The 13,697-nt window shown below is 54.9% G+C and carries 13 protein-coding genes; 8 read left to right on the top strand and 5 right to left on the bottom strand.

From position 1 onward, the window contains the following. Positions 1–4 precede the first annotated feature (4 nt). The 5 genes from ACESMK_RS11205 to hemG form a co-directional block, all read right to left on the bottom strand. On the bottom strand, positions 5–607 hold the full coding sequence (locus ACESMK_RS11205) for a cytochrome b/b6 domain-containing protein (RefSeq protein WP_372998341.1): 603 nt from the start codon (positions 605–607) through the stop codon (positions 5–7). Further along, entirely contained in the window at positions 604–2,223 is a 1,620-nt protein-coding gene (locus ACESMK_RS11200; protein WP_372998338.1) for a tetrathionate reductase family octaheme c-type cytochrome, read from the bottom strand. The genes ACESMK_RS11205 and ACESMK_RS11200 overlap by 4 nt, the downstream gene beginning before the upstream one ends. A 159-nt stretch (positions 2,224–2,382) precedes the next feature. Further along, positions 2,383–3,009, bottom strand: coding sequence for a peroxiredoxin (locus tag ACESMK_RS11195; RefSeq protein WP_372998335.1), 627 nt, complete (start codon positions 3,007–3,009; stop codon positions 2,383–2,385). Positions 3,010–3,173: 164 nt separating this feature from the next. Continuing rightward, positions 3,174–3,575, bottom strand: a complete 402-nt coding sequence (locus tag ACESMK_RS11190; protein WP_372998332.1) for a NifB/NifX family molybdenum-iron cluster-binding protein — start codon at positions 3,573–3,575, stop codon at positions 3,174–3,176. Positions 3,576–3,580: 5 nt separating this feature from the next. Continuing rightward, complete coding sequence (gene hemG, locus ACESMK_RS11185) at positions 3,581–4,990, bottom strand: protoporphyrinogen oxidase (protein ID WP_372998330.1); 1,410 nt, start codon at positions 4,988–4,990, stop codon at positions 3,581–3,583. Between the two features lie 304 nt (positions 4,991–5,294). Between hemG and ACESMK_RS11180 the strand changes: the two genes are divergently transcribed. From ACESMK_RS11180 to ACESMK_RS11145, 8 genes are all read left to right on the top strand, one after another. Next, positions 5,295–6,161 (top strand): MBL fold metallo-hydrolase, encoded by an 867-nt coding sequence (locus ACESMK_RS11180; RefSeq protein WP_372998327.1) that lies wholly within the window; start codon positions 5,295–5,297, stop codon positions 6,159–6,161. A gap of 13 nt (positions 6,162–6,174) precedes the next feature. Continuing rightward, complete coding sequence (locus ACESMK_RS11175) at positions 6,175–6,591, top strand: TIGR01244 family sulfur transferase (protein WP_372998324.1); 417 nt, start codon at positions 6,175–6,177, stop codon at positions 6,589–6,591. A 63-nt stretch (positions 6,592–6,654) separates the two neighbouring features. Then, entirely contained in the window at positions 6,655–7,917 is a 1,263-nt protein-coding gene (locus tag ACESMK_RS11170) for an FAD/NAD(P)-binding oxidoreductase (RefSeq protein ID WP_372998321.1), read from the top strand. 12 nt (positions 7,918–7,929) lie between these two features. After that, entirely contained in the window at positions 7,930–9,690 is a 1,761-nt protein-coding gene (locus tag ACESMK_RS11165) for a SulP family inorganic anion transporter (RefSeq protein ID WP_372998318.1), read from the top strand. A 34-nt stretch (positions 9,691–9,724) separates the two neighbouring features. Next, the gene (locus ACESMK_RS11160; RefSeq protein ID WP_372998316.1) at positions 9,725–11,158 is read left to right on the top strand and encodes a cytochrome ubiquinol oxidase subunit I; all 1,434 of its coding nucleotides are present in this window, start codon (positions 9,725–9,727) and stop codon (positions 11,156–11,158) included. 2 nt (positions 11,159–11,160) lie between these two features. Further along, entirely contained in the window at positions 11,161–12,162 is a 1,002-nt protein-coding gene (cydB, locus tag ACESMK_RS11155) for a cytochrome d ubiquinol oxidase subunit II (protein ID WP_372998313.1), read from the top strand. Between the two features lie 104 nt (positions 12,163–12,266). Then, the gene (locus ACESMK_RS11150; protein WP_372998311.1) at positions 12,267–12,878 is read left to right on the top strand and encodes a class I SAM-dependent methyltransferase; all 612 of its coding nucleotides are present in this window, start codon (positions 12,267–12,269) and stop codon (positions 12,876–12,878) included. A 104-nt stretch (positions 12,879–12,982) separates the two neighbouring features. Then, the gene (locus tag ACESMK_RS11145) at positions 12,983–13,363 is read left to right on the top strand and encodes a cupin domain-containing protein (RefSeq protein ID WP_372998308.1); all 381 of its coding nucleotides are present in this window, start codon (positions 12,983–12,985) and stop codon (positions 13,361–13,363) included. Positions 13,364–13,697: the final 334 nt, after the last annotated feature.

Here is a 13,697-nt window from a genome sequence, read left to right as displayed (position 1 = left end):
CTTTTTACGGGTGTTCTTCAAGCTCTTCGTAGCCGGTGACCATGGGCTTGATCAGGCTGGTGAGCTTCGAGCCCATAGTTGCCATGTACACATGAGCAATGATGAAAACCAGCATGGCAAAAGCCGCTGCGGTATGAACCAGTGCTACCGTTTCAAGTTCCAAGGCATTGGATAGCGTTGCGGGCCAGTCGTTGTAGAACAGATAGAGAAGCCCGCTGAGCCAGATGACCGGTGTAATCATCAGCTTGAAAAACAGATAGGCCAAACGCTGGAGCGGATTGTGTTTGGCCCGGGTGGTTTTTCGGTACGGATGCGGCTCACCGGTAAAGGTCCCGATCAGGTAGTAGCGGATCACCGCGAACAGACCGTTCCGGGTAGGAATATACTGGCGCCACTCGCTCGTGGTGATATGCCAGAAAATGGCAAACAGCCACAGTATAATCAATGCCCAAGCTGCCAGGGTATGCAGCCGCGCCGCCTCGCCGAATCCAATCACGGAATAGCTGCCGTGAATTTCGAAGCCGGTAAACAGCAGCGTGAAGATCAAAAGTGCCTGGAACCAGTGCCAGAAACGCTCGAAACGTTTGTAGATCATTACCCGGCTCATGACTGTTTCCTCCCCTTGAGAAGAATTCTTGCCAGACCATGCAACACAACGCCTATCAGGGTCATGGCCACCAATAACCAACCAATACGATCCAGCCAGATGTTCCCGCTATGGCCTGGCATATAGATGCCTGGAAGACCTGCAAGACGACTGTTCTGGGCATGACACGAGGCGCAATCCAGTGCCATTTCAGCCGGTGGCACCATATGGGTAATGGGCCAGTGCATGGTGGTTTCGATGAAGTCGTAGTTGCCGCTGAAGGGCATTCCGGACATCTCGCTGCCTGCCTTGAGCGCCCTGGGCCAGCTGAAATTGCTCCACAGCGAGCTGTCATCGGCACCAAACACGTGGGTAGCCAGCAGGGTTTTCCGTTCGGTGTCGTAAGGCTGCTTGCCCAGCATGACTTTGAACGGCCAGATGCGGGAACCCGGATCCTCAGGGCTGCCTTCAATGCGGTTGATTTCAACCGGAGGATGAGCCACATCGAGTTTTTCATCCACCAGGGTGTATTTCACCGTGCCGTCAAACCAGGCGTAGGTTGGCACGACATTTTCGCCGTGGCGGAAGTCCCCTTTCTCGCTCAGATAGCTGGGATGACCATGATCGTCGTATTCGGTAATCGGCTGATCGTCCTCATCCAGCCGGCCGGCGGTAGACCAGTCCCACCAGACTTTGGTGGGGACGCCGCCCCGGGCGAATTCGGGTACATGGCAGGTCTGGCACGCCAGGGTGTCCACATGATCATTCAGCTTTTGCTGCGGGTGCGGTGAATCGCCGTGGCAAGACTGGCAGCTTGCACGGCTGAGATCGGTATGGCCCGGTACATCGATACCCAGGGTATCGGCGGCATTGACCTGATAGCGGGTGCCCGCCACCTCATGCCCCCAACTGGTATGGCAATCGGCGCAGCTAAAATCGAGCCCGTCCGGGGACATGTGCACATCCAGGGAGCGGGGTGGATCAACCAGAGAGGAGTCCAGATCGCCGTGTTTCACGCCGTCTGCGCCCCCACCATAGAAGTGGCAGCTACCGCAGTTGGCCCGACCACTGGCGCCGACATTCTGGGCAATCATTTCCAGATCTGGCGGCTGGACCATGTTACCACTGCCCTTCGGCCATTCCCGGGGCGTGTAGGTGGGGTGCCCGGCCAGAGTGGGAAACTTCCAGTAGTCACCGGTGGTGTCGTGACACACCAGGCAATCAACGGCGTTATCCGCGGTGGGTGGTGGTTGCCTCATGTCTTCCCAGCCGTAGCCGACATGGCAGGAGGTACAACGGGGCTCGTTGGTGATCGCCATGCCGCAAAAGCTGTTGATAACCTTGCTCTTGCCCAGGGTCTGGCCGGTTTCCGGATGCTCGTAGGTCCAGGTCCAGTGGGTGGTTGAACGGATCTGTTCGCCCGCTTCGGTATGGCAGCCCAGGCAGGCTTCGGTTACCTCCTGAGCATTCTCGAAAGGGCCCTGAAGGGCCTCGAATTTGCTGTGATCGGCAGTGGCGGGTGGGCGTTGAGCCCCATAAACAGAAAAGCCGGAGCAAACCAATGCTCCGGCCAGAACCACATGGGCAGAGAGCCCGCGAAAACGGTTGATGAAGCGGTTCCATGAAACAATCTTCACGTCTCTGACTCCCTGGCCCTATTCTTTCTTCAACATACGCCTGTATGACCGCCGCTCTCAACAAGAGTTATAAGCATATAAGCGTTTGCTTGACCAAGATCAAAACGCAAAAAGGGGGCCGCCAAACGGCAAGCCCCCTTTTTCTACCTGCGAACCAGATTACAACTTGGTGGTGCGGAGGTACGGACGGATTTCATTCCAGCCATTCGGGAACAGGCCCTTGGCTTCTTCGTTGGAAATGGAGGGGGGAATGATCACGTCGTCGCCTTTGCGCCAGTCTGCCGGCAGAGCGCAGTTGTTTTCATCGCCACACTGAAGCGCGTCGATCACCCGGAGGATCTCGTCGAAGTTACGGCCCACCGCCATCGGGTAAGTCATGGTCAGACGGATCTTCTTGTCCGGGTCGATGATGAACACACTGCGTACGGCTGCAGTTTCGCTCTCACCGGCGTGGATCATTTCATACAGCTCGGCCACTTTATGGTCAGCGTCGGCAACAATCGGGAACTGCAGGTCACAGTTCTGGGTGTCGTTGACGTCTTCAATCCACTTGACGTGCTCTTCCACGGTATCTGTGGACAGACCCAGGGGCTTCACGTTGCGGGCTTCAAATTCTTTCGCCAGCTGGGCCGTGCGGCCCATCTCGGTGGTGCAGACCGGCGTGAAGTCAGCCGGGTGGCTGAAGAAGAATACCCAGGAATCACCGGCCCAGTCGTGGAAGTTGATCTGGCCGGCGGTGCTGTCGATGGTGAAGTCCGGGGCGGTAGAGCCAAGCAATAAACTCATAATGAATCTCCTGTCGGGTTTTGCTGGTGGAGGCGAATTGCCTCTTGATGTCGAAGTCACAATAACCCGTCCGGAGGGTGTTAGACAATATAGTTATATCTATAGAACAAATAGGATTAACAAATAGAAAAGGCTTCACGGAGAAGAAAGGCAACAAAACCTATCTATGAAATAGTCAGATAGCTTCGAACGGCCTTCTCTGGGTCTTCATCTTCGGTGATTACACTTTCAATACCCTTTTCGTGAAGGCGCATTGCCAACCCAGAGCCCATCCCCCTGGTGATTAGAACATCAATATCATCCAATGGGTGCGGTAGCTGCGACGAGCTCTCCCGGAATGACTGCTCTTTGGGAAGTTCGAGAAGCTCCTTTTTAGCCACCTGCCCTTCTACAATGTGAAAGATAAAGAATTTCCTGCATCGGCCGGCATGCTGGGTGACGGTTTTTCGATTCTGGCTTGTTACGGCTATTTTCATCAGATCCTCACGATTCGGGTGTTTTGAGAGTTTAAGCTCAGGATTTAATGCTGGTTGCAGAAGCTCCAAACGGCGAATCAACCGTTCCACAGATATCATCGCTCAGCAGTTATCAATCTATGCGCCATGGAAAAACCGCTATCAATGCAGTCACCGACACTAATACCGTCTCGCCAGTTACCCATTAAATGAAGCCCCTTGTAGCGCTCCGCAATGTCGTCAATCTTGGCTATACGGGTTAAATGCCCAACGTCATATTGCGGAATGGCGTTAGCCCATCGTGCGACCTTGGTAAAGACCGGGCGGGCCTGGATATCAAGCATCTCGCGCAGTTCCTCGCTGACTAAATTTTCCAACTGCTGATCTGAGTTTTCGACAGCCATCGGGTTCCTGCGACCACCGATAAAGCAGGTGAAAAGCACATGCCCCTCTGGCGCCCGGTTCGGAAAAAGTGTGGAGGAAAACAAAGCTCCGAGCGTCTGCTTCTTTTCTTGACTTGGAATGAGCATTCCAAAGCCGTCGAGTGGGTGTTTGATGGACTGGTCTGGGTAACCCAACGCAACAGCAGCAAGTGATGGGTAGACGATACTGGCCAGTTCTGACCGAAGTTCAGGGCTAACCGGTTCCAGGAGTGATCCGCTGACATGAGCCGGCGTTGCCAATACCAGCTGATGGGCAACGCGCATTTGACCCCGCTGGTCGACCACGCGCCACACTCGATCATTCTGCTCAACCTTTTCCACTCGACAGCCGGTTATCACTCTGACGTTGTCGAGCCGACTCAACTCCTCCCTGATTCCCTCAACCAATGTGGAAAGCCCGCCTGGAAAGCTCACAATCTTTCCACGCCACGCGTCGGGGAACCCACTTTCGCGATCCTTAATGCGTTGTTTTCTGCTATTTAGCATTAGAGAGATTGCGCCTAGAAGCAGGGACCCATAGTTCTGTTCCAGGCGATGTAACCGAGGGAAGGCGGCTTGAGCTGAAAGCTTTTCTGGCGATCCGGCATAAACGCCTGAGACAAAGGGATCGACAAAGTGATTGAGAATATTTTTACCGAGGCGCCTACGAACGAAGGCTGCCAGAGTTTCTTCGCTGCTGGCTACCTTGCGAAAAGGTTCACTAATCAAATGACGCCAGCCTTCGATGCCAATGAGAGGGCTGCTTAACGCAGATTTCAGATCAGCTGGTAACGCAACGGGAACCCCGTCCTTGACAACATAACGTTTGCGGCTGGTCAAAGGTGGAAAGATAACTTTGTCGCTGAGATCCAAGGATTTTAGCAGCTGGTGCAGTGACGGCTTGGCCATAAGTGTGTTCGGGCCGAGCTCCATGTGCCATCCCTGTTCCTTGACCGACCGGATATTACCGCCTAGTTGCTCGTCTGCTTCAACCAGGGTCACGCTTTTCTTGTGGCGCCCAAGCGCAAGTGCCAGTGAGAGCCCCGTAATACCACCGCCAACAATCAGAACTGACTGTTGTTCGGTCTGGGTGTCGCCGCGCATACAACTCCCTATGAACCACCCAGGTTCAGCATGTGTGATCGTTAAACGTCCCAATCAATCACTAAGAATGAGAGGAACATGACCGTATCGCGCGCAAAACACCCTTTCAGTGACAAAGTCACTTTCGATCGCCCCACTCCGGACATTCCCGGAAAATAATAAATAAAATCAGCGCATTAACAAGCAATCACTTAACCCTATAGCATCAATTAATATTGATATACCTTTTGGCTCTATCCTTATAACCATTAAATTGTTACTTTAGCTGCACGGTTCAACAAGCCCCTTAGTGGAGGTCAAGACCATGAAGCATCCGTTAGTTACTCATTTCTTTGACGAACCAACCAACACGTTCAGTTACATCGTTCAGGATCCGGACAGTTCGGCTTGCGCCATCATCGATTCTGTTCTGGATTTCGACTACGCGGCAGGGCGAACGGATGTCCGCTCCGCTGACGAGATTATCGAGTATGTCAGGAACAACAATCTGACCGTTGAATGGATTCTCGAAACACATGTGCACGCCGACCATCTCTCAGCGGCGCCCTACCTGCATGAACAGCTTGGCGGAAAGACAGGTATTGGCGAGAAGATCGTCGAGGTCCAGGAAGTTTTCGGTAAAGCGTTCAATGCGGGAACGGAGTTTGCCCGAGATGGCAGCCAGTTCGATCGTCTGTTTAAGGAGGGCGACACGTTCACTATTGGCAGTCTTGATGCCCGGATATTGCACACACCCGGCCATACTCCGGCTTGCTTAACCTACGTGATCGGCGACGCGGCTTTTGTTGGCGACACCATTTTTGCACCGGATTCCGGAACGGCACGCTGTGATTTTCCGGGGGGCGATGCGCATACCCTGTATCAGTCTATCCAGAAAGTGCTTGCGCTGCCGGGAGAGACACGCATTTTCCTCTGCCATGACTACAAGGCCGCGGGTCGTGATGAGTTCGTGCACGAGACGACCGTGGCTGAGCAACGGGCTAACAACATCCACGTTGGCGAGGGTATGAGCGAGCAGGATTTTGTCGTTCTCCGCTCAGAACGGGATGCCACCCTGAACATGCCTCGCCTGATCCTGCCGTCTGTTCAGGTCAATATGCGAGCGGGTGAGATGCCGGTCCCCGAGGAAAATGGCCAAGTCTATCTGAAGGTTCCCATTAACCTGTTTTAAACGGAGCATTGAGATGAAAATTCATTTTCTTGAACCCGAGTTCGCCGTTGCAGACGCGGTCTATCCGGATGACATGCGCGAAGTCAAAGAGCAGGGATTCCGAACCGTCATCTGCAATCGCAGAGAGAGCGAAGAGGATTACGAGGGTGAACGAGCATATGCCGAGGCGGCGAAGGCCCAGGGCCTGGAATGGGTGAGCATTCCGGTCGCATCGGGTGAGTATCCGCAACGCGATATCGACGCGTTTGGAAAAGCCCTCGATACGTCCGCCTCGCCAATTCTGGCTTTCTGCAGGACCGGTCGCCGAGCGGTCCACATGTGGGCCCAGAGCCGCGCAATGAGCCCACGGTGCAACATCCCGGATCTTCTGACAGCGGCCCATGAAGCCGGACATGATCCGCAGCCTATCAAGGATCTTCTGGGGCAATGATGCCAATTATGACTTACTAATGCGGACAAGGAGGTCCTCGAAGCGAACGGAGATTTACCCTACATGTCTTTTTCCAAACCCGAGTCCGCGACCAATCACAGACACCACGACGTTGTCATTATTGGTGCCGGAGCAGGCGGTATTGCGACCGCTTCAAGCCTTTTGAAACGCCAGGGAGACCTGGATATCGCGGTTATTGATCCCAGCGAAACTCACGATTATCAGCCAGGCTGGACCATGGTCGGCGGTGGCGTTTTTTCTGCTGAAAGCACTCGTCGAACCGCAGAATCGGTCATACCGAAAGGCTGCTGCTGGTATAAGGCGTCTGCCGAATTCGTTCAGCCCAACACGCAAACGGTCTTGCTTTCGGACGGCTGTTCGGTCGGGTACAGGCGGCTCGTAATCGCCCCCGGATTGGTTCTTAACTGGGGGGCCGTTGAGGGCCTTGAGGCCACCCTTGGTCAACACGGTGTCACCTCCAACTATCGTTACGATCTTGCTCCCTATACCTGGTCCTTAGTGCAAGAACTGGAAAAAGGTAGCGCCGTTTTCGTTCAGCCCCCGATGCCCATCAAATGCGCCGGTGCGCCTCAGAAGGCCATGTACTTGTCGGCAGATCACTGGCACAGAAATCGTCGGCTTTACAATATAGACGTAACCTATCGTTCGGCCGGAAAAGTGCTTTTTGGCGTTGAGGACTATGTTCCCGAGCTACAGCGATACATTGATCGTTACGGCATCAACTTATGCTTTGAAGAGCGGCTGTTAAGTGTTGACGGGCCCAATCGGGTTGCCAAGTTTTTGAAGACAACGCTTGATGGTCAACGCGAAATCTATGTTTCGTTCGATATGCTCCACGTTGTGCCTCCGCAATGCGCACCTTCGTTTATCGAAGAATCTGGCCTGGCCAATTCTGAAGGCTGGTTAGACCTTGATTCTGAAACACTGCAGCACAAACGGTTTCCGGCGATTTTCGGCCTGGGAGACGCAAGCGGCACACCTAACTCCAAAACGATGGCGGCGGTAAGAAAGCAAGCCCCGGTTGTCGCGCAGAATGTCGTGCACTCGCTTCATGATCTCCCACTTACCGCAGCGTACCTCGGTTACGGGTCCTGCCCGCTGACCGTGGAGAGGGGCCGCATTGTTCTTGCTGAATTTGGCTACGGCGGCACGCTTCAGCCCAGCTTCCCGAAATGGATCAATGATGGCACCAAAGCGACAAGGATGGCCTGGTTCCTGAAAGCCAAACAGCTTCCCTGGCTCTATTGGAACGGGATGCTAAAAGGTCGCGAGTGGATGGCCGCGCCGGCCACCCGTGAAGCGTAAGGGAGGTAAATTGTGAAAAATCCTGGTGCCTACCTGCCAATCATCAACTGGCTGAAAGGCTATGGTTCAGATGCATTGATCAGCGATGGCCTTGCGGCGATCATCGTTACACTCATGCTCGTCCCCCAGGCATTAGCGTATGCCCTTTTGGCCGGACTGCCGCCCGAAGTTGGCCTCTACGCCAGCATGATTCCCCTGGTGGTTTATGCCCTGTTCGGCACCAGTGCCACTCTCGCAGTAGGCCCCGTGGCGGTCGCGTCCCTGATGACCGCTTCGGCGCTTGGCGGTATCGCTGCGGTTGGATCCCCGGAATACGTTGGCGCAGCACTGGTTCTGGCCACCCTTTCTGGGCTGATCCTGTTCGCAATGGGCCTATTGAGACTCGGGTTCCTGGCCAACTTCCTGAGCCACCCCGTAATCTCCGGCTTTGTAACAGCATCGGGCATACTCATTGCCGGTAGTCAGCTTGGCCATATCCTGGGTATCGAAGGCGGCGGCCACAATCTCATAGAAATGATAAACGGCCTCCTCAGAGATTTGCCCGCAACGAATTTTGTTACGCTGGCAATCGGTGGTGGCACTCTGCTCTATCTGTTCCTCTGCCGGAAATACCTGAAACAAACGCTCTCGGGTTTTGGCCTGTCTCAGCGGGCTGCGGATTTGTTCGCAAAAGCAGCACCTGTTTCAGCGGTCATCGTTACAACTGCACTCGCCTGGCAATTCAACCTCGGGAGTGCCGGTGTAAACCTGGTCGGCAAAGTGCCCAGCGGGCTTCCCGAAATCAACCTCCCGCCGCTGGAGTTCGACGTCTGGGCCACTCTGGTTCCGGCCGCCATTCTAATTAGCCTGGTGGGGTTTGTGGAATCCGTTTCCGTCGCGCAGACGCTGGCCTCCAAGAGACGCCAGAGAATCGATCCTAACTCCGAGCTGATTGCCTTGGGACTGGCCAACGTGGGCGCTGGCGTCAGCGGTGGGTCTCCAGTTTCCGGTGGTTTCTCACGCTCTGTTGTGAACTTTGAGGCAGGTGCACAAACACCGTTGGCCGGCATGTTCACGGCAGTCGGCATTGCCCTGGCCACCCTGACGCTCACGGGCGTGCTCGCCTATCTACCCAAGGCAACGCTGGCAGCCACCATTATGATTGCCGTGAGCACTCTGATCGATTTCGGGGCTATCCGTCGAACCTTTGACTATTCGAAAGCCGACTTCGTGGCGATGTTCGCAACGATTCTGCTTACGCTGGTTGAGGGGGTCGAAGCTGGCATCCTTGCCGGTGTCGGGCTCTCGATTGGTCTCTACCTGTACCGTACCAGTCGCCCGCACAGTGCCGTGGTTGGTCTCGTACCCGGTACCGAACATTTCCGGAATATTGAGCGCCACAGCGTCGAGACAGATGATGAAACGATCGTTCTTCGTGTCGATGAGAGTCTTTACTTCGCCAATGCCCGCTATCTGGAAGAAACCATCCTGGAGCTCATTGCCAACAACCCACAGGTGAAGAATCTGGTTTTAGCTTGCCAAGCCGTGAATGTGATTGACGCATCCGCGCTGGAGAGCCTGGAGGCAATCAACAGCCGGATGAAAGATTCAGGCATCGTGCTTCATCTGGCTGAGGTTAAGGGGCCGGTTATGGATAGCCTGAGCCGAACGCATTTCTGCGAAGAGTTGTCTGGACAGATCTTCATGAGTACTTACCACGCGTGGAAAGCACTCGCTCATTCACCATATTTGGGAAGAGGCAAGCTACACCTGGCTGCAACCTCAACCCAATAGTCTGACCAACTATGTGTCTACTGGAGTACGCGCTATGGAATTAGATCCCCTGCTTCTTTCAAGAATCCAGTTCGCGTTTGTGGTGTCATTTCACGCCATTTTTCCGGTGTTTACCATCGGCCTCGCTTCCTACATCGCGGTACTCGAAGGCCTGGCCTTCAAAACCGAGAATCCGGTGTGGATAAAGCTCTCTGCCTTCTGGACCAAGGTGTTCGCCGTGGTGTTCGGCATGGGGGTGGTATCCGGCATCGTGATGTCGTTCCAGTTCGGAACCAACTGGAGTAACTTCGCCCAGGCGTCCGCCAACTTCCTCGGCCCTGTTCTGAGTTATGAGGTGGTGACGGCGTTCTTCCTGGAGGCGGCGTTCCTCGGCGTGCTTCTGTTCGGTCGCGACAAGGTGCCCGCCGGCGTTCACCTGTTTGCCGCTATTATGGTTGCAACCGGCACCTTCATTTCGTCGTTCTGGATCCTCTCGGCCAATAGCTGGATGCAGACTCCCGCTGGCACCGAGCTCCGTGATGGGGTGTTCTATGTGACTTCCTGGAGCGAGGCACTGTTCAACCCTTCATTCCCCTATCGTTTTGCCCACATGGGTCTGGCCTCTTTCCTGACTGGCGGCTTTGTGGTGGCCGGTGTGAGCGCCTGGTACCTGCTGCGTGGCCGCGAGGTTGAGGCCAACAAGAAAGCCCTGTCCATGTGCCTGTGGCTGTTGCTGTTCATCGCCCCCGCCCAGGCGGTGCTGGGTGATTTCCACGGCCTGAACACTCTGGAGCATCAGCCGACCAAGGTAGCGGCCATGGAAGGTAACTGGGAAACCTCCCGCAACGTGCCACTGCTGCTGTTTGCCATTCCCGATCAGGAGAACCAGCGAAACCTTTTCGAAATTGGCATTCCCAGCCTGGCCAGTTTCATTCTGACCCACGAGTGGGACGGTGAGGTGCCGGGCGTGAGCGCGGTGCCTGTTGAGGAGCAGCCACCGGTGGCGATTGTATTCTGGTCCTTCCGCATCATGGTGGGTATTGGCTTTCTGATGATTGGCTTTGCAGTCGCCGGCCTGGTCCTGCGTGCCGGCGGTCGATACTGGCGCACCAACTGGTTCCTGCAGGGCATGCGCTTCATGAGTATCGCACCCTTCTTCGCGGTGCTGACTGGCTGGTTCGTGACCGAAGTGGGCCGGGCGCCCTGGCTGGTGTACGGCCAGATGACCCAGGCGGAGGCGCTTACCCCGTCACTGACCGGTGGTATGGCGCTGTTCACGCTCATCGGCTATATCGTGGTGTACGCTCTGGTGTTCTCTGCCGGCGTCTACTACCTGATGCGGGTACTCTACGTCGGTCTTGAAGATCGTCACGATGAAGATGAGCACGAGGCGGAACGTCCCAAGCGTCCTTTCTCTGCCGCCCATGTGCCTCTGGAACCAGAGGAAGGCGAAATTTCAGGCAACACCGCAGGACAGGGAGCGCACTGACTATGGAACTGTTTGATCTGCCCCTTATCTGGGCATTCATTATCGGCTTCGGCATCATCATGTATGTGCTGATGGACGGCTTCGACCTGGGCGTGGGGATTCTCTTCCCCTTCGCCCCGAGCGAGGAAGGCCGGGACACCATGATGAACTCGGTGGCCCCGGTGTGGGACGGCAACGAAACCTGGCTGGTGCTGGGTGGCGCTGGCCTGCTTGCAGCCTTCCCGATGGTGTATTCCATCTTCCTGCCGGCACTGTACATCGGCGTGTTCCTGCTGCTGGCCGGGCTGATTTTCCGGGGCGTGGCGTTCGAGTTCCGGTTCAAGGCCCGCACGTCTCGCTATCTCTGGAACTGGGCCTTTGCCGGCGGCTCTACCGTTGCCTCTTTTGCCCAGGGCGCCGTGGTGGGGGCCTATATCCAGGGCTTTGAGACCGCGAACGGCGTTTACGTGGGCGGTGCATTGGACTGGCTGACGCCGTTCACCGTGCTCACCGGCCTGGGCATGCTGGCCGGCTATGCCCTGCTGGGTTCCACCTGGCTGATCATGAAAACCGAGGGTTACCTGCAGCAGTGGGCGTACAAGATCACCCTGCCGCTGCTGCTGGCCGTTCTTGTGGTCTTTGGCATCATCGGTGTCTGGACGCCCTTCGTGGATGAAATGGTCCGTGAGCGCTGGTTCTCTAACCTGAGCATTATCTGGATCTTGCCGGTTCTAACATTGCTTTGCGCTATCCAGATCTACCGTTCAGTGCGTGATCGCCGGGACGGCATGCCGTTCGTGGCCACCATGGGCTTGTTCATCACTACCTATCTGGGTCTGGTGGTCAGCCGCTGGCCTTATGTGGTTCCCCCGGAATACACGCTCTGGGATGCCGCCTCCGCCTATGAATCCCAACTGTTCCTGTTGTTAGGTCTGCTGTTCGTGATTCCGATCGTGCTGGCCTACACCGCCTGGACCTACTGGGTGTTCCGGGGCAAGGTACGCGCCGGCGAGGGATACCACTAAAGGAGCCAAAACGCGAGAAGAGACGATCATGCGCTTTGGCTTGAGTGGGAGCAGCGCTACTTGGCGTTGCCCCCAGATGGAAATTTCAATGGGAGTAATAACCCATGTGGGATGAAAGATTCGATCGTGAAGATTATGTCTATGGCGAACAGCCAAATACATTTCTCACGGAGCAGTGGCAACAGCTTGAGCTTGCAGCAAACCCGGGGGGAGTTCTGTGCCTTGCCGAAGGCGAAGGACGGAATGCCGTTTATTTGGCCACCCTCGGGCATGATGTGATTTGCGTCGACCTGTCAGAGGTGGGGCTGAAAAAAGCAAAGCTACTTGCAGATAAGCACGGTGTGATTATCAACACTGAAAAAGCGGACCTTGCGACTTACGAGACAAAAGCCAATTTTTATCAGGCCGTTGTTATGATTTTCGCCCACACACCGCCGGCGATTCGTCGACGCTCTCTCAACCAGGCAAGAAAAGCGCTGGGACGGGATGGTTATTTGATCCTTGAAGGCTACAGCGCTGCTCAAATAGGTCGAGGTACCGGAGGACCAGTTACCACTGACATGATGTTTGATGAGCAGGAATTAAGGACGGTTTTTGCTGATGACGAAATTCTTGTTTGTCGCGAAATAGAGAGGGATATACGCGAAGGGGCTTTTCATTCTGGCATCGGCTCGGTTGTCCAGTTTGTCGCCAGGAAAACGGAACCGAGCTCGTGAGAAGCTAAGTTCAGGAGAAGTTATTCACGCAGTGTCTCTGGAATACGAAATCGTTACGATTCGCCAGAACAAAGCAACATCCACACCAATTAGGAGCCCAAACTATGAAAGAAGTTCGACAAACCACCCTTCCAATCGTGGAAATGGCAAAGGAAAACGAGGAATTCCGACAGGTCCTCTGGACGGGAGAAAACACTCAACTCGTCCTGATGGCAATCCCACCGGGTGGAGAAATCGGAGGGGAAGTTCACGAGGGGCATGACCAGCTACTCTACTTCGTTGAGGGCAACGGCGAAGCAAACATCGGAGACACGACAGTGGATGTAAAAACGGGTGATGTCAGCATTGTGCCGTCCGGGGTGTATCACAACTTCCAAAACACGGGCAGTGAAATGCTCAAGCTATATACGACCTACTGCCCTCCCGAACATGCGCCTGGAACTGAGCATGAAACAAAAGGAGAGGCGGACGCAGAGGAATCGTAACGATCCAATGTCGCGCCTTCGGTGCCAGAGCTATCGCTCCGAAGGCGCAATCGAGACCGCCATCTGTTTGCAAAACTCGCAAAAAAATAACCTTGATAGGCAGTGAGATGGTCGTACCGCAAAAGAAGAAACTGTAGGCCACCGACCGTCAAATCCGAGCCATCGCTGTCAGGCTTTTAAAGAAACCTTCGGTGATCCTTTAACGCTTCTCAAATTCACATCTAAGCCATGGTTTGGTCGCAAAGCGAACATACCGTCAGATAGGAGATTCTCGCTCAAAGAGATTCGACTTTTAAAAAGTGTCTGCAGCAAAAACTAATAGAACCGCTTTTGC

The sequence above is a fragment of the Marinobacter sp. genome (assembly GCF_041687235.1).
Classification (GTDB): Bacteria; Pseudomonadota; Gammaproteobacteria; order Pseudomonadales; family Oleiphilaceae; genus Marinobacter.
This window is presented reverse-complemented; position numbering and strand designations above follow the sequence as displayed.